This is a genomic window from Bifidobacterium leontopitheci (genome assembly GCF_009193355.1).
Classification (GTDB): Bacteria; Actinomycetota; Actinomycetes; order Actinomycetales; family Bifidobacteriaceae; genus Bifidobacterium; species Bifidobacterium leontopitheci.
This window is the reverse complement of record NZ_WBVT01000018.1, coordinates 39,104-56,322: the sequence shown is the minus strand read 5'-3', so window position 1 is coordinate 56,322 and position 17,219 is coordinate 39,104. Positions and strand designations below refer to the sequence as shown.

Annotated in this window: 12 protein-coding genes and 1 pseudogene; 2 read left to right on the top strand and 11 right to left on the bottom strand. The window is 65.7% G+C overall.

Annotation, left to right across the window (positions count from 1 at the left end; translation table 11 throughout):
* The 6 genes and pseudogenes from F7D09_RS06735 to F7D09_RS06710 form a co-directional block, all read right to left on the bottom strand.
* Positions 1 to 622, bottom strand: a pseudogene (locus F7D09_RS06735) (hypothetical protein); the annotation flags it as partial.
* A complete protein-coding gene (locus tag F7D09_RS06730) occupies positions 619 to 1,560 on the bottom strand; it encodes an ATP-binding cassette domain-containing protein (protein WP_152234638.1) in 942 nt (313 codons plus the stop codon). The gene F7D09_RS06730 and the pseudogene F7D09_RS06735, both read right to left, overlap by 4 nt.
* A gap of 360 nt (positions 1,561 to 1,920) precedes the next feature.
* Positions 1,921 to 2,694, bottom strand: a complete 774-nt coding sequence (locus tag F7D09_RS06725) for a TrmH family RNA methyltransferase (protein WP_152234637.1) — start codon at positions 2,692 to 2,694, stop codon at positions 1,921 to 1,923.
* Positions 2,695 to 2,918: 224 nt separating this feature from the next.
* Complete coding sequence (locus F7D09_RS06720) at positions 2,919 to 3,596, bottom strand: type I phosphoribosyltransferase (protein WP_152234636.1); 678 nt, start codon at positions 3,594 to 3,596, stop codon at positions 2,919 to 2,921.
* A 34-nt stretch (positions 3,597 to 3,630) separates the two neighbouring features.
* Positions 3,631 to 5,007 (bottom strand): DNA recombination protein RmuC, encoded by a 1,377-nt coding sequence (locus tag F7D09_RS06715; RefSeq protein WP_152234635.1) that lies wholly within the window; start codon positions 5,005 to 5,007, stop codon positions 3,631 to 3,633.
* A 78-nt stretch (positions 5,008 to 5,085) separates the two neighbouring features.
* Positions 5,086 to 5,364 (bottom strand): metal-sensitive transcriptional regulator, encoded by a 279-nt coding sequence (locus tag F7D09_RS06710; RefSeq protein ID WP_152234634.1) that lies wholly within the window; start codon positions 5,362 to 5,364, stop codon positions 5,086 to 5,088.
* A gap of 122 nt (positions 5,365 to 5,486) precedes the next feature.
* Between F7D09_RS06710 and F7D09_RS06705 the strand changes: the two genes are divergently transcribed.
* Positions 5,487 to 8,330, top strand: a complete 2,844-nt coding sequence (locus F7D09_RS06705) for an HAD-IC family P-type ATPase (protein ID WP_152234633.1) — start codon at positions 5,487 to 5,489, stop codon at positions 8,328 to 8,330.
* A 205-nt stretch (positions 8,331 to 8,535) separates the two neighbouring features.
* On the opposite strand, the gene F7D09_RS06700 is transcribed toward F7D09_RS06705, so the two are convergent.
* The 5 genes from F7D09_RS06700 to dnaB form a co-directional block, all read right to left on the bottom strand.
* Positions 8,536 to 10,422 carry an ABC1 kinase family protein gene (locus F7D09_RS06700; protein ID WP_193312369.1) on the bottom strand — a complete coding sequence of 629 codons (1,887 nt, stop codon included), beginning with the start codon at positions 10,420 to 10,422 and terminating at the stop codon, positions 8,536 to 8,538.
* The gene (locus F7D09_RS06695) at positions 10,415 to 10,693 is read right to left on the bottom strand and encodes a hypothetical protein (RefSeq protein ID WP_152234632.1); all 279 of its coding nucleotides are present in this window, start codon (positions 10,691 to 10,693) and stop codon (positions 10,415 to 10,417) included. Before F7D09_RS06695 ends, F7D09_RS06700 begins: the two co-directional genes overlap by 8 nt.
* Before the next feature lie 202 nt (positions 10,694 to 10,895).
* Complete coding sequence (locus tag F7D09_RS06690) at positions 10,896 to 11,645, bottom strand: type 1 glutamine amidotransferase (protein ID WP_152234631.1); 750 nt, start codon at positions 11,643 to 11,645, stop codon at positions 10,896 to 10,898.
* A 63-nt stretch (positions 11,646 to 11,708) separates the two neighbouring features.
* A complete protein-coding gene (locus tag F7D09_RS06685; protein ID WP_226836040.1) occupies positions 11,709 to 13,403 on the bottom strand; it encodes a Mur ligase family protein in 1,695 nt (564 codons plus the stop codon).
* On the bottom strand, positions 13,403 to 14,842 hold the full coding sequence (dnaB, locus tag F7D09_RS06680) for a replicative DNA helicase (protein ID WP_226836038.1): 1,440 nt from the start codon (positions 14,840 to 14,842) through the stop codon (positions 13,403 to 13,405). Before dnaB ends, F7D09_RS06685 begins: the two co-directional genes overlap by 1 nt.
* A gap of 604 nt (positions 14,843 to 15,446) precedes the next feature.
* Between dnaB and F7D09_RS06675 the strand changes: the two genes are divergently transcribed.
* A complete protein-coding gene (locus F7D09_RS06675) occupies positions 15,447 to 16,841 on the top strand; it encodes an MATE family efflux transporter (RefSeq protein WP_152234630.1) in 1,395 nt (464 codons plus the stop codon).
* Positions 16,842 to 17,219: the final 378 nt, after the last annotated feature.

The following is a 17,219-nucleotide window of genomic DNA, read 5'->3' as shown; positions in this document are numbered from 1 at the left end:
ATATGTGTATGGGTTGGGGGTGCTGCTGCGGGGCCGGCTGCTGCGGTTGTGGTGTCGACTGCTGGGTCGAGCGGGATTGCGGCTGCTGCGACTGGAATTGCTGAGACTGCGGCTGCTGGGGGCGGAGGCTGGGATTCGGCTGCGTACCCGGCTGCTCGGCGAATGGCGGCTTCGACTGGAACGGCTGCTGCGACTGCAGGTAGGCCGGCTGAGACGGCTCCTCCGACGGTCGGGGCTGAGGCCACTGGAACGGCTGCGCGGGTTGGTTGCGGAACGCCGGATCCTGCGGCGATTGGACATACGGCTGTCCGGTTTGCGGTGCCGCTGATTGCGGTGACGTTGCCGATGACGACACCGCGGTTTGCGACGCTACCGGTGTCGGCGCCTGCGGCTGGTGAAGCCGCGGCTGGGGCACATCCGGCATCGGGACATCGCCGACGGACGGGACCGCCTGCGCTGCGTCCGTCACGACGGAAGGCGAGGTGGGCTGCATGGCGGAAGACGCCGCATGTTGCACGTCAGACTGTGTGATCGACGGTTCCGCCGGCCGTGCCGCATGTCGTGCCGTCTGGTGTTCGGGCATGGGGGTGAGGCCGTTGTTGTCCGGATTGAGATCGTTCATCGGATGGCTCCCTTCGATACGTACTCCGCGCTGGCGTGGGTGAGCGCCATGTAGGCGTCCTCGAGCGACGCCTGTTCCTCGATGAACTGGTAGACGACCAGTTGGGCGCGGGCGAACACGTCGGCGGTGCGTTCCAAATCGGCGCCGGCGATGCGGAACGTCTGCCCGTCCTGCGGAGTGCCGGCCGCGTGCGGCACGGGCGTGAGCGTGACGCCGGGGGCGTCGGCGAAGATCGCGCGGAGCTTGTCCGGCTGCGGGGTGACGACGCGCAGCGCGTGTCCGGAGTGTTCGGCGACGAACCGGTCGATCGACGTGGTTTCGAGGATGCGGCCGCGGCCGATGATGACGAGGTCATCGGCGGTGATGGCCACTTCGCTCATGAGATGGGAGCTGAGCAGCACGGCCCGTCCTTGCGCGGCGCTTTGCCGGCACAGGTCGCGCACCCATTTGACGCCTTCGGGGTCGAGGCCGTTGATCGGCTCGTCCAGCACGAGGTTGTGCGGGTCGCCGAGCAGGGCGGCGGCGATGGAGAGCCGCTGGCTCATGCCGAGTGAGAACTTGCCGGCTTTGCGGGTTTTCACGGAGGAGAGGCCGGTGATGTCCATCACCTCGTCGACGCGGGAACGCGGAATGGCGTTGGTGGCGGCGAGCGCTTTGAGGTGTGCGTAGGCGGAGCGTCCTTTGTGCGCGGATTTCGCGTCGAGCACGGCTCCGACCGATGCCATGGGCGCCGGTGTTTTAGCGAAGGGAAGCCCGTCGATGAGCGCTTCGCCGGAGTCCGGACGGATCAGGCCGAGCGCGGCCCGCATGGTGGTGGATTTTCCGGCGCCGTTCGGCCCGAGGAATCCTGTCACGCGGCCGTCTTGGGCGGTGAAGGAGACGTTGTCGAGGACGGTTTTGGCTCCGAATCGTTTGCTGAGCCCCCTGATTTCTATCATGGCTCAAGCATACGCGACCTGAACGCGGCTGTATATAGGAACTGACGGGTGTCGGGCGAATCGTGCAACGTGCCGAGATATGAGCAGTGCCGAGATATGAGCAGTGCCGCTGCCCTCGCTTCCGCCGTCCCTTGCCGTTTGACCAACAACCCCCGTGCCGGCCAGTGGGATGGCCGCGGCACTGTTCTCCGCTTCCGCCGTCTCTTGCCGTGTTCCTTTGCCGGAGGACAGGGACAGCCGGCCTGCTCCGAATCCCTCTACGCGCGCGTTGTTCGTTCACGATTGTGGTGGCGGAGTTCACGCCGTACCGCCGGCTCCCTTACGCGCGCGTTGCCTTTCGTTGGAAGGCGGAGGATGCCTTCATCGGCCGGCTGGGGCGGCGTGCTGGGCGATCCAGCTGTGCATGGCGACGGCGGCTGCCGCTCCGGCGTTGATGGATCGGACCGAGCCGAACTGCGAGATGTAGACCACATCGTCGGCGAGGTCCAGGGCTTTTTGCGACAGCCCCGGCCCTTCGGCGCCGAACAGCAGCAGGCAGCGTTTCGGGAACCGGTAGGTCTCGATGGGCACGGCTCCGGGGATGATGTCCAGCGCGATGATGCGAGCCTGCCTGAGTTCGCTCAGCCGCCGCCCGTCGGCGGTGGTACACGCCTGCTCTGCCGCGATTTCGCCGGCGATGCGGTATCGCCAGCATTCCACCAGTTCCTCAATGCTGGGGTGATGCTCGACGTGCTGGTAAAGCTCGGTCATCAGCGCGCCTTTGCGGTTCCACTTGTGGGGGCCGACGATGTGCACGCGGCGCGCGGTGAAGGCGTTGGCCGTACGCACCATGGATCCGATGTTGAAGTCGTGCGTCCAGTTCTCCACGGCGACTTCGAAGTCATGGCGGCCTTTGACGTCCAAGTCGGCCTTGATGGCTTCGACCGTCCAGTAACGGTATCGGTCCAGCACGTTGCGGCGGTCGCCTTCGTCAAGCAGCGTGGAATCGAACCGCTGGTCATAATTCGGCGCGGACGGATTGTCGGGGCGGGGCTCGCCCGGGTGGGTCTCGGACCACGGTCCGACGCCCACTTCCCGGAATTCCGGTTCGCCGGACAGTTTCGCGGCCAACGACACCGGATTCGGCGTATGCATATGATTTCTCCTCCGTATTGGCGAGGCATACAAGCGTCCCGCCGGCCAGTCCGCCGAGAACGCTTCAATCGGCTCGGCCCGATGTGTCGCTCGTGCGCCACGACGACCAGCCGCTAGGCAATCATCGGTCAGCCGCAGATCAGCCGCTGGCCAGCCTCTATCGTCAGTGTCGCCTATCGGAGCTTCACCGCCTATCGCGGCTCCGGTCTCCAGCGCAGCCTGTTCTAGCGCAGATCCGACTCGTGGAAGACTTCGACGAACGGCAGGTCATGCTCCTCGCCGTTGACGGGGTTGATGACCTTGATGGTCGGCTCGGTCATGTCCACGCCGCCGATGAGGGATGCAATGGCGAGCACCTGCGCGCCCTCGTGCTCCACGACGCTGAAGTCGAGGCTCAGCTCGTTGCCGTTGCGCAGCGTGACCAGCGAGGACGTCTGGACGTAGGATTTCTCCGACAGCCAGGAATCCAGCAGAATCACCCGCTTGCCGGCGATGGACGGCCCCTTGATGGAGGGATAGACGAAGTCCATGACGAACCCGTTCAGATCCTCGCCACGGGATGCCGCAGCCTGAATCATCGCGCCGACCAGCGGCACGGCGGCCGCCGTCAACGCGCCGACCGCGTCGAAGTCGTCGACGGAGTACCCCCGCTCCTCCAGCGTGTCCAGCAGGATGTGCCCCACGATGGAGGCGCCTCGATGGTCGAACGTGACACCCGCCAGCTCGCAGAACGGCTTGCCGTCCATCTCCTGCACGATGAGGCTGCGCAGCTGATCGCGCGGCTCCATCATCGCGAAGCTGCGCGCCTGCTCCGATGCGTCGGTACCGTTGCCGGCTGCGTCACGGGAGCCGTCCGCCTGTGCGGGGGTTCCGGTCTTTCTGAATCCATGCTCATCTGCCATGATGCCAAGCCTATCGTTCCATGCCGTCATTATCTCAGTCGGCGGCGCTGCGGGAGCCGCCGTCATCGGCCTTCGTCTCCGCGGCAAGCACCTCGGGGGCGGTGAGCTCGCGGACGTCGGACTTGTCGGGGTCGATGACGCCCACCGGAGCGATGACCGTCGCCTGATCGAGCTTCTGCAGTTTGCGTGCGGTCACCAGAACCCTCGACTCCAACGACGATGCGAACTGGTTGTATGCACCGACCGTGCGCGTCAGGCTGGCCCCGAGCTTGTTGGCCCGGTCCCCCAGCACCGCAAAGCGCGCGTACAGCTCGCGGGAGAGGTCGAACAAGGTCTTCGCGTCGTCGGTGAGGCTCTGCTGCTGCCACGCATATGCCACCGATTTGAGCACCGCCCACAGCGTGACCGGCGACGTCAACGCCACCTTGCGGGCGAAGGCGTCGTCAAGCAATGTCGGGTCGGCCTCCATCGCGGCCTGCAGCAGCGCCTCGTTGGGGATGAACGCGATGACGAAATCCGGCGCGGTCTCGAACGCGTTCCAGTACGCCTTATCTCCAAGCGCCCGGACGTGCTCACGCAGCGCGTGCGCATGCGCCTTCAACAGCTCCTGACGATGAGACAGCTCGTCCGCCGAAGCGGTGTCCGGTATGGCGCAGGCCCGCTGGTAGTCAGCGTAGGGTACCTTGGCGTCAATCGGGATCGTCTTGCCGCCGGGAAGATGCACGATCATATCGGGACGCTGCGTCTGCCCTTCGGCGCCGTTGACCACGACCTGGGTGTCGAAGTCCACGTGCTCCAGCAGCCCGGCGGATTCGACGATGTTGCGCAGCTGCGCCTCGCCCCATGCGCCGCGCACCTTGTTGTTGCGCAACGCCGCGGACAGGGAGCTCGTCTCGCGGTCAAGACGCGCCTGCTGCTCACCCAGGCCCTTCAGCTGCTCGCCAAGCGCGCCCATCTCGCGCTTACGACCCTCCTCGATCGAGGCGACCTTGCGCTGCAATTCGTCAAGGTTCTTCTGCACCGGGGCCAGCGCCGACAGCACCTTGCTCTGCTCGCCGAGCGCCTGCGCCTGATCGGCCTGACGCCGTTCGGCCTCCTCCTGCGCGCGCTCGCGCTCCCGTTTGAGCCGCACCTGCTCCGCCTGCTGGGACTGGGCCAGCTGGGACTGCACGAACGACAGCTGCTGGGCCAGCCCCTCGGCCCGGGCCTTGCCTTCCGCCACCTGGGCCGTCAACTGCATGTTGTCGGCGCGCGCGGACTCGACGGAGGCCTGCAGCTGCTCCACCATGGCCGATTTCGCGTTGCGGCCGGCCTCGGACCCCTTCGACCGGCCCAGCAGGAATCCGGCGAGAAGCCCCAGTGCCGCCGCAAGCGCCACCAGCATCAAACCAATCACATTATTATCGAACATGTGTTCCATTAGAAGCCAAGGCAAGGACGTCGGCGTGTCGCCGACGCCAGCTTCGCGTCAGGACACCGCCGACCGCAGTCAGCGCACCAGACGGGACAACACACGTTCGACTTCGGACAGCTTCTCGTCGGCGACGACGCCGCCTTCGGCGACCGCCTGACGCACGCAATGGTCAAGATGGTCGTCCACCAGCATCACCGACACCGACTTCAACGCGGACGTCGCCGCGGCGATCTGGGTCAGCACGTCAATGCAGTACCGGTCGTCCTCCACCATCTGCGCGACCGCCCGCACCTGTCCTTCTATACGGCGCAGCCGTGCGAGAATCTTCGCCTTATCATCCGTGTATCCCTGCATCGAAGCTCCTTTCCGCCCAGAGCGAATGCCATGCACGCAACACCAGTATATACCCGGTAGGGGTATAGGGTATACTTACGACATCGGGACTAAGATGGCTGGAAGACGTAAAGGAGCAGACCATGGAATTCAATATCTTCCTTGGCGTCGGCGCTTTGGTGATAGCCGCGACGCTGACATGGCTGACCGTGAAGTTCTTCTTCGCGCCCCGGCGTGGCACCGCCGGAACCGTTGAAGACGGGGAGCAGCATGCCGCCATCGTGGTCAAAGGCGGGTATTCGCCCGACACCATCGTCATGCAGGAGGGCATCCCCATCACGTTGACGTTCGACCGCAAGGAGACCGGCGAATGCACATCGCACGTGGTGTTCCCGGACCTGGGAGTCGACCAGCCGCTGCCGGGCAACGCCACCACCGAGCTGCGACTTCCTGCGCTCCCCGCCGGCGAATACCCCTTCGCCTGCGGCATGAACATGGTCCATGGCCTGCTTCGCGTCGAAGGCGACGGCCATCGCGACGATGGCGGTCGCGCCGAGCATGAGGGAGACGTTGCGGCGGGACGCATACCGCCGACGGGCACCACCGGCATGCGCGAGGCGCTTGACTCCGAACAGCGTCAGGTGCAGGAGCGCCGCGACGAGATCCGGCATCTGACCAAGCTGGTGGCCATCGGCACCGTGCTCACCCTGCCGGTGTTCGTGCCGATGATGCTGATGATGGTCGGCCATGTGATGATGCCGGCATGGCTGACCAGCTCGTGGCTGCAGGCGATCCTCATCACGCCTGTCATGTTCTATTGCGGCGCGCCGATCCATAGGGTCGGCTGGTCCGCGTTGGCGCATCGCTCCCCCGACATGAACTCGCTGGTCTGCCTGGGAACGACCGCCGCATACCTGTACAGCCTGCTGCTGTGCGTGGCCCCGGACCTCATGCCCGCCGGTTCACGCGACCCGTATTTCGAATCGGTCGGCGTGGTCATCACGCTGGTCCTCGTAGGCCGTCTTCTGGAGACCAAGGCGCGCGAAGGCACCGGCCAAGCCGTCCGCGCGCTCATCGGACTGCGGCCCCGCACCGCGCATAAGCTTGACGACCGCATCGCGCTCACGCTGTCAGGCGCCGAGCATAACGGTGCCGAGCACACCAACAACGAGCGCAGCAACAGCACCGACTGGCTCGATCCCGCGGCAAGTCACGACATCGATGTGGACAAGGCGCGCACCGACGACATCCTGGTGGTGCGGACCGGGGAGCGTGTGCCGACCGACGGCGTCATGGTCGCCGGCGAGGTGAGCGTCGATGAGTCCATGATCACCGGCGAGTCGGCCATGGTGCGGCATACGCCCGGAGAGACCCTGACCGGCGCCACCATCATCCGCCATGGCAACGCGGTGATGCGGGTCACCCGGACCGGTGACGACACATTGCTCTCGCAGATCATCGCCTTGGTCTCCCGGGCGCAGGCGACCAAGGCCCCCGTGCAACGTCTCGCCGACCGTATCTCCCGCATCTTCGTGCCTGCGGTGATTCTCATCGCCGTCTGGACCTGCGCGATATGGGTCGCGTTCGGACCGCAGCCCAAGGCTGCGCACGCGTTGGTGGCGGCGGTCAGCGTGCTCATCATCGCGTGCCCCTGCGCATTGGGCTTGGCCACGCCGCTGTCGGTCACTGTCGCCACCGGGCTCGGCGCGACGAACGGCGTGCTGGTGACCTCGGCGAAGACCTTGGAACGGGCACGCGACATCGGCACCGTCGTGTTCGACAAGACCGGCACCATCACCAAGGGCATCGTCGACGAGCATGCCGATTACCGCAACCCGAGCTACGTTTCGGACACGGTGAAGGACGGCTCCGCAGAAGCGATCAGAACGCTACGCGCCGCCGGAGTGCGCACGGTGATGCTGTCCGGAGACGAGGCCGAAGTGGCCGAACGGGTGGCCCGCGAAGTCGGCATCGACACGGTGATCGCGCAAGTCCGCCCGGATGGCAAGGCCTACTGGATTCGGCAACTGCAGCTGGCGCGCGACCACATACAGCAGGAGGTCGCGCAATCCTCCGACGCACAGCGCCAGAAGGCGGGGGCAGAAGCGGACGGCATGGCCAGCGGCACGACCGGTACAACCGGCATGGCTGTCATATCCGACGCAGCCGGCGTCCATGACGACTCCGGTTGCGCGACCGGGGATGCAGCGAATCATGCGGCCGCCACGGCACAGGACGGCGCATCGCCTGTCATCGCCAATGTGCCGCAGGGACTCGTCGCCATGGTGGGAGACGGCATCAACGATGCGCCCGCACTCGCGCAGGCCGATATCGGCATCGCCATGGGAACCGGCACCGACGTGGCCATGCAGGCCGCGGACGTGACGCTGATGAGCGGCGACCTGCGGGGCGTGGTGAAGACCATGAACCTCTCCCACGCCGCCATGCGCAACATCCGCGAGAACCTGGCTTGGGCGTTCGGATACAACGTCATCGGCATCCCGATAGCCGCCGGCGTGCTCTACCCGTTCACCGGGTGGCTGCTGAGCCCCATGATCGCAGGACTCGCCATGGCTCTCAGCTCGGTCTGCCTCGTATTGAACGCGAACCGGCTTCACCGGGTCCGTCTTACGGCGGATTCGCTGCCGTCACGAGTCGCCGGACGCGATTCGTCGCACGAGGCGACGCCCGCTCCGGCGGGCGAACATCACGTCGAGGTCATCATCGACACCCGACCTGCCGCGACGCCGGGCGATGCCGGCCACGGCGCTCCTACCATCAATCACAAGAAGGAGAATCACATGGATATGCACATGCACGAGGCACCCGAAGGCGCGCAGACCGCGACCGATCCGGTCTGCGGCATGACCGTGACGGTCAGCCCGGACGCCATCACGCGCGACTATGAGGGCAAGGCCTACTACTTCTGCGGCGAGCACTGCGCCAACAACTTCATGAAGGCGCCGCAGATCTTCCTCGAGAAGTAGAAGCCCCGAAACAGGGAAATTCCCGAGGGACAAGAGCCCGGTAGGCAAGAACCTTCCGGGCAGGAACTTCCCGGAAGGAGACCACCAAGGAGGCTTCTCCCGAGGTGGGCGATTCCGAAAGATCGTGGCGGCTCAACGCGCACCCAAGCGCCAAACGCACCCAAGCGCCGCTGACATGCGGGCACGGCATCACCGCGCCGGCATGTCAGCGGCGCTTTGACTTGCGGCCCTTGAAGTAGATGTCGAACACAATCCAGGCCGACAGGATGAACGCGACCACGTATCCCATGAAGCCGACCACCGGAATGCCGAAGATGATCGGTTTCATGCCGGCGAAGTAGACGATCGACGAGCCGACGAACAGGCCCACGACGATCAGCGCCATGGTCAGCCTGTTCACCATGTCGGACAGCAGCCGCATCGGCTCCGCGGAGCCGACGACCTCGACGTTCATGCGCAGCTGGCCGCGGGTCAGCATCCGCATCGCCACCTTGGACTCCCCCGCGGCGGCAAGCAGCCCATGCAACGCCTGATGGCCTTCGATGCCCAACGACTCGATCTCGTCCTTGACCATCTGCTTCGGCGTCTTGCTGCCGGCGATATGGTCGGAGATGATCTGGATCATGTTCACATCGGGGATGAACTCGTCAAGCAGCCCTTCCAGGGTGACGAGCGCACGGCCGACCGTCGTGACGGTGCCAGGCACCTCGATGCCATGCCGCTGCGCCAGCTGGGTGAGCGACGTCAGGAACGCGGCGATGTCCAGGTCGGCCAGGTCGACGGTGCCGAACTCCTTGACGACCATATCCAGATCGGCCAACAGCGCCGGATAGTCCTCGGGATTGGCTTCGGTCCCCGCAAACCGGAGCAGGCCGTCCGCCAGCGCGGACGAATCCTGCTTGGCAACGGCGAAGATCATCTCCTTGAGTACGCTGCGCGTCTGACCGTTCAGGCGTCCGGTCATGCCAAGATCGATGAGGACGATATGCCCACCCGAGATGATGATGTTGCCCGGGTGGGGGTCCGCATGGAAGAAGCCGACGTCCAGCACCTGCGTCGCATAATTGTCGACCAGCTTGGTGCCGATCTCCTTCAGATCGTATCCCGCATCGATCAGACGCCCGGGATGCGACAGCGATATGCCTTCGATGTAGTCCATGACGACCACATGCTCGGTGCACAGGTCCATGTACGGCTTCGGACAATCCATATACCGGTACGGCTCGCAGAACCGCTTGAATTCGCTGAGGTTGCGCGCCTCCACCAGAAAGTCGGTCTCGGACTCGAACGTATCCCACAGCTCCTCGACCACGCCGCCAAGGTCCACGACCTGCGCGCTGGGCAGCATCTTCGTGGCGGCCCGCGCGATCGAACGCATGATGGACACGTCCAACGCCATGGTCTCGCGCACGCCGGGCCGCTGCACCTTCACCGCCACGTCCTCGCCGGTGGTGAGCGTGGCGCGATGCACCTGCGCGAGCGACGCCGAACCCAACGGCGTCGGGTTGACATTGGCGAAGATTTCGTCAATCGGACGCCCGTATTCGGCGGTCAGCGTATCGACGACGGTCTGGTAAGGCATCGGGTCGGCGTCGGCGCGCAGCTTCGCCAGCTCGTCGCAAAACGACTGCGGCAGAATCTCGGAGCGCATCGACAGGATCTGGCCGACCTTGACGAAGGTCGGGCCCAGCGCCTCCAGCATGAGACGCATTTTGACCGGCGTCAGCCCATGCACCACGTCGAACTGGTTGGCGATGCGCATGATCTGCGCCAACCGTTTCGCCTTGCCGCGACGGGTGAGATGGTATCGGCTGGAGAAGATGTCCTTGTGATTGTTGAACAGGCCGATCGTCGGCGAGCCGTCCCAGCTGCTGTGATGGTTGCGCGACCGGCGCTTGCGCACGGACAGTTCGTCGTTGGCATCCGGCGCGACTCCGTTCCTTCGGGCGGCGGTATCCGCCGCGTTCGCGACGTTGCCGTTCGACGCCGAAGCGGCAGCCGGCATGGTCTTCGACGGCTTCGCCGTACCCGGCCGCTGGGACGATTCGCCGCCCGCGCGGCCGGATGCATTCGAGGGGAACGACTCAGGCATGTTCCTCGGTGGTGTCGGACGCCGCGTCGCCGTCGGCCGCTTCGGCCGGCTTCGCCTCTTCGGCGGTCTTGGCCTCCTGCACCTTATGCTTGAGCTCGGTGTTGAGCGCCTTGCCCTGCTCGACGGTCAGCTCGCCCTTCTTGACCAGATCGTCGATGATCTGCTGTCCCTTCTCCAGACCTTCCTGTCCCTTCTCGACACCGGTCGCCAGAGCGCCGATGCCCGCGAGGAAGACCTTGCGCAGGCCCTCGCCAAAATCGAAATCAGCCATGATGCCTCCTTTGGTTGGATGTACTACCAGACTACCCTCATCACGGTAAAACGAACAACATGCATCGCCGGGCCGGATACCGCATATCCGGCCCGATCACGCCCGCCATGCCAGCTTATGCGCGACATGCACCCGCGGCAGCCACCCTGCCGCACAATCAGCCCGGCGACCTAACCTACCGAACCAGTCAAGCCTGTCGAATCTACCGTGGCCGCGTCGCGGCGACCTTGCGCGCCTCCTCGGCGAGCGCGTCCAGCCGGGCGAGCTCGAACATCTGCTCACTGGTCTGGTCCGGCTCGAATTCGCCGTACCGGTTGATGACGGCCGTGCGGATCAGGTGGTCGGCGATCTTCGGGTTCTTCGGCAGCAGCGACCCGTGCATGTAGGTGCCGATCACGTTGCCGACGCGCGCGCCTTCGGTATGGTCCTCGCCGTTGTTGCCGGTGCCGTCATGGTCGACGCGACCCAGCGGCAGCGTCCCCTCGCGCAGGAACGTCTGCCCGGAATGGTTCTCGTAGCCGATGATGTCGCCGAAGTCGTCGCTGTGTTCGACGAGGTTGCCGATCATGCGATGCTCCTGGCCGACCGTATACGCGCCGAGCACGCCGATGCCGTCGAGCCGTTCGCCGCCGACGGTCTCGAAATACTCGCCGAACAGCTGGAACATGCCGCAGATCATCAGCATGGGCGTGCCGCCCGCGGCGAGGTCGCGCAACCGGTCGGCGCGGCGGAACAGGTCGTCGGTGATCTTCGCCTGACCGGTGTCCTGGCCGCCGCCGCCGAGGATCAGATCGACCTGCTCCGGCCAGTCGTCGCCCTGGTTGTAGGCGTGCAGCCGCGGCTCGAACCCGTAGAGGGCGAGCCTGCGCAGCACGACCAGCACGTTGCCGGAATCCCCGTAGATGTTCATGTCCTTCGGGTACAGGGACATCACGTCAATGACCTTGCCCATTACAGTCTCCGTTCCTTACGTTCCACGTTCACGTTCCGCATTCCGCGTTCGCGACCGATCTGCCTACCTGCCGACGCCGGCGTCGGCGACGTCGGTGAGTTTCGCGAGCTCGGCGCGCACGCGCAGCATCGCCGTATACGTGCAGTAGATGTGCTTCGGCCGTCCGGGGTGCTCCTTGACGAACCGGGCGACCGCGGATTCCAGGTCGGTGCCGGTCTGGTCGACCTTCACCTGGTCGTATTCGAGGCGCAACGCCATGTCCCACGCGCGGGTGCCGGAGACCATGGCGACGCCGGTGGGGCGCAGGCTGGTGAAGTCGACGTCCCACAGCCAGCTCATGTCGCGGCCGTCCGCGTATTCGTCGTTGATGACGATCATCGTGTCGTGGCCGTCGGGCGGGAATGAGCCGAGCGACAGGCGGAATCCCATGGGGTTCTTGACGAGCAGCAGCTGCACGTCGGCGCCGTTCACCGTGATGGTTTCGCCGCGGCCGAACGCCGGGGTGACGTGGGAGACGGCGGTGAACAACGCATCGGAACCAGCATATCCAAAATGGCGCAGGCGATCACTGAGTGCTGAATCATACTGCACCTTGACCGCCAGCTCGCGGAACTGCGCGTTACGTCCTTCAAAAATCGAACCATCGCCACCACAGACCATGGGGACCGCCCAATGCCGCGCATCGAGCTGCACCGCGCGGACGACGGCGAGCGCGGCCGCTGCGTTGTACAGGTTGTACACGCCTTCCAGCTTGACCGCGGTGTCCGCGGTCCGTCCGTCGATGGCGAACGAGGCATGATGATCGCCGACGCCGATCAACGTCACGTCGGCCGGCAGATCGTCGTCCGGCAGATCGTCGTCCAACAAATCGTCGCCCAACGCGCTCCCGGAGGCGTGTCTTGCGCTCGCGGACTGCGCCGGCGCAGCGCCGCCCGACTGACCGACGCCCATCTGCCCGTCATCCTCCACGATGCCCAGCGACTGCGCGGCGCCTTTCGCCACGCTGGCCGCCTCTTCGGCGACGGTGGTCGCCATGTCGTCGTCCGAGGGGAAGAACCGCCGCAGGTCGGCGGAAAGCCCGAAATACCGCACGTCCGTGCCGTCCGGCGAAAGTCCTGCCAGTCGTGCGATACGCGGGTCCTCGCGGTTGAGCACGACGGTGCCGGTCGTGGCTTCGGCCACGTGGCCGAGCAGTCGGGCGGTGTTGTCGATCTCGCCGAACCGGTCGAGCTGGTCGCGCATCACGTTGAGCAGCAGCGCGTACCGGGGGCGCACCTGCCGTACGAAATGCACGGCGTACGCCTCGTCAAGCTCGAGGACGGCGATGTCGGCGTCGAGCCCGCCGCCGAGCGTCACCTGTTCCAGTAGCGCGGAGACCACGCCGCGCGTGAAGTTCGAGCCGGTCGGGTTGGTGAACACCTTCAGTCCCAGGTCGGCGAGCATCGAGGCGACCATGCGGGTGGTGGTCGTCTTGCCGTTCGTGCCGGAGACGAGCACCACGCCGAGCGGCAGCCGTCCGAGCGTGCGTGCGAGGAACCCGGGGTCGATCTGTTCGACCACGCGGCCGGGGAACGCCGAACCGCCGTGGTGCAGCAGCCGGGACGCCCAGCGCACGGTCTTGCCGATGGCCGGGGTGAGCCCCGCGTTCCATGGTCTGCGCGCGCCGACCGTCCTGCCGGCGTCGCCGTTGCCTCCATTGCCGGCGGTACCGCCACCACTGACGGCATCCTTGTTTTCCGTCGTCTTCTCGACCATCATCACACCCCCTGATTGCCGTTGTAGTCCTGCGGCATGTCCTTGAACTTCGAGTACGCGCCGAGGAACGCCAGATGGAACGTCTCGGTCGGACCGTTACGGTGCTTCGCCATGATGATATCGGCCTCGCCCGGACGGTCCTCCTTGTCGTAGAAGTCAGGCCGGTGGACCAGGAACACCACGTCGGCGTCCTGCTCGATCGAGCCGGATTCACGAAGGTCCGACAGCTGCGGCTTCTTGTCGTTGCGCATCTCGGGGCCTCGGTTGAGCTGCGAGAGCGCGACGACCGGCACCTCGAGCTCCTTGGCGAGCAGTTTGAGCGCGCGCGAGAACTCGGAGACCTCCTGCTGGCGGCTCTCCACCTGCTTGCCGGAGCTCATGAGCTGCAGGTAGTCGATGACCACGAGCTTGAGGTCGTTGGTCTGTTTGAGCCGGCGGCATTTCGCGCGGATCTCCATAAGGCTCATGTTCGGCGAATCGTCGATGAACAGCGGTGCGTCGTTGAGCTTGCCGTAGAAATCGTTGAGCGTGTTCCAACGGTCCGGCGTGATGTCGTCGGCGCGGCGCATGGCGGCGAGCGGAATGTTCGTCTCGGCCGAGATGATGCGCTGCGCAAGCTCGATCTTGCTCATCTCAAGGCTGAACACGACCGACGTCATGCCGTGGTGCAGGGCCGCCGCGCGCGCGAAGTCGATGCCCAGCGTGGACTTGCCCATGGCCGGACGGCCCGCCACGACCACCATCTGTCCGGGCTGGAGGCCCTGGGTCACGTCGTCGATGTCGCGGAAGCCGGTCGGCACGCCGCGCTCCACCGCGCCGGTCTGCAGCTTGTCGAGCTGGTCGAGCGTGTCGTGCACGACCGGGCCGATCGCCTCGTAGTCCTGCTTGACGCGTCCGGTGCTCATCTCGTACACCTCGGCCTGCGCGAGGTTGACCACATCCTCGGCCTGCGAGCCTTCCGCCGAATAGCCGAGCTGAGCGATCTTGGTGCCGGCGGCGATCACGTTGCGCAGGATCGCGCGCTGGTGCACGATCTCCGCGTAGTACGTGGCGTTCGCGGCGGTGGGCACGAAGGCGACGAGCGTGTGCAGATAGTCCGCGCCGCCCACCTTGTCGAGGTCTCCGTTCTTCATCAGCTCGTTGGCGACGATCACCACGTCCACGTTCTGCGAGTTGGAGAACAGGTCGATGATCGCGTCGTAGATGGTCTGGTGCTTCGGCTGGTAGAAGTCGGTCACGTCGATCATCTGGCTGACCTCGCCGATGGCGTCCTTGCTCAGCAGCATGCCGCCGAGCACGGCCATCTCCGCCTCGTCGTCATGCGGCGGGACGCGGTCGAAGACGGCGTCGCGCACGGGCGTCCCCGCGTCGCCCTGCACGTATGCTGATCCGGCGCCGACGTCGCGCGGACGCGGCGATCCCCAAGTCGTTTCCTCTGCCATAACCCTGAGTATATATCGGGCCCGAAAAAGGGGAACATATCTACCGCTTTTTCGCAGGTCTGCGCGACACGCCTACTGCCGTCTGCCATCACGATGCCCCTCCGGCATCGCCACGGCACCCGACAACGTACTTTTCCGCCACCGTTTTCCACACAGGCCATCCACAACCGGCCGCAACAACGCGGGCGCACCGCCGACTTATCCACATCCACCTCGCCCGCATTCAGGTTCCGTTTACCTTCGCGACACACATACACACCCAAATGTGGATAACAAAATCGGGTTATCCACATTTCGGGGATAACTCCGTGGATAACCCACCGACTTATCCACATCATGGGGATAAATCTGTGCATAACTTGGGGATAACTCCATCGCCACCGTCCGCAGGCGACAACGTCGATTTGCCAAACGTCGCCGCATCCTGTATAAGCGGCGCCGCACATCGTTGGCCACGCTCACGCCGCGTACACTCCGCGTCGCGAACGCCGCAAGCCACGTCCGGCAGCCACCCGCCGCACGCCACGCTCGCGTGCGTCGGCTGTCGCCCGTCACTCCCGCACGCCTCCCCTGCCCGCGCACCGCCATACGCTAGAGTTGCCGTGTGCACGATTCCGCTCCCGCATCCCAAACCGTCACCGCCCCAGCTGACGCCGCCCGCGCCACCCAAGCCGACACCGCCCGCGCCGACCGCCGCCGCATCCTCGCGCTCGCCGCACCCACGTTCGGCCAGCTCATCGCCGAGCCGGCGTTCATCCTCATCGACACCGCCATCGTCGGCCACATCGGCGACGCGGCGCTGGCCGGCCTGTCCATCGGCTCGACCATCATCCTCACCGCCGTCGGCCTGTGCATCTTCCTCGCCTACTCGACCACCGCGCAGGTCGCGCACCTGCTCGGCGCCGGCCGACGCCGCGAGGGATTGCAGGCCGGCATCGACGGTCTGTGGCTCGCGCTCGGCATCGGCGTAGCGCTGGCCGCCGTGCTGTTCGCCGCCGCCGAGCCGCTGTGCCGGGCGCTCGGCGGCACCGGTGACGTGCTCACGCAGGCCACGGCCTACACGCGCGCGGTGGTGCTGGGAGCTCCCGGCATGCTGCTCGTGTACGCGGCGAACGGCGTGTTCCGCGGCCTGCAGAAGGTGCGGATCACGCTGGTCGCGGCCGTGGGCGGAGCCGTGCTCAACACGGTGCTGGACGTGCTGTTTGTGTTCGGGCTCGGCTGGGGGATCGCCGGTTCGGGCGTGGCGACGATGCTCGCGCAATGGTTCATGGGCGTGTTCCTGGTGGTGCCGGCCGTGCTGTGGGCACGCGCGGACGGAGCGTCGCTGCGGCCTCGCGCGGCGGGCATCGCGGCGGCCGGAGGCGACGGGCTGCCGCTGTTCGTACGTACGCTGGCGATCCGCGCGGCGATGGTGGTGACGGTCGGCGTGGCCGCCCGGTCGGGGACGCTTGTACTGGCGGGGTTTCAGGCGGTGAATTCGTCGTGGAACTTCGCGATGAACGTGCTTGACTCGGTGGGCATCGCCGGGCAGACGCTGGTCGGGGCCGCGCTGGGAGCCGGCGATCCGGTTCGTGCGCGACGGCTGACGCGTGCGTCCGGACGAGCGGGGCTTGCGGCCGGCGTTGCGGTCGGCGTCGGCTTCGTCGCGGTCGGATTGATCGCCGGGGCCGCGTTCTCGCCGAATCCGCATGTGCGGCTGCTCGTGGCAATCGGCATGGGGACGATGGGCGTCTTCCTGCCGCTGCAGGGCTGGATGATGGCGTTGGACGGCGTGCTCATCGGCGCCCGCGACTTTACGTATCTTGCGTTTACCTGCACGGCGACGGCGGTCGGCTATATCGCGGTGATGCTGCTCGCGGTGGCGCCGCTGGCCGCGAGCGCCGGCGACGACGTGCTGCGCACCATATTGTTGTGGGCGGCGTTCAACGTGCTGCTGATGGGCGGACGCGGCCTCGCCAACGGCCTGCGCGCCCGCAGCGACGTCTGGATGCGCAGGTAGGGGCCTTCCGTTCCGGCGTTTCGGTCGCTCTCCTTCTCTCCCTCCTTCCTTCTCTCGCCTATCCCCGCAGGCCTCGTTCCACCCTCCCTGCAGCCCCTCCGCTCCGCCCCGCCCTTCCCGCAAGATACACAATGTGCATCTTGCAGCGCAATTGTGAAGCAACTGTGAGCATACCTGCCGGATTGTGTACCTTACGGTGCACAATCCATGCCCGTGTTGCCCGAAACTGCACAATGTGTATCTTCGGGCGACGCCGCAACCGAACCAGACCAAACCAGACCAAACCAGACCAAACCAGACCGAACCAGACGGGTGACGGTAACCCCAAATCCGCACACCGTTGATATCGTGTATATTCACCAGTATGCATACCGTTGA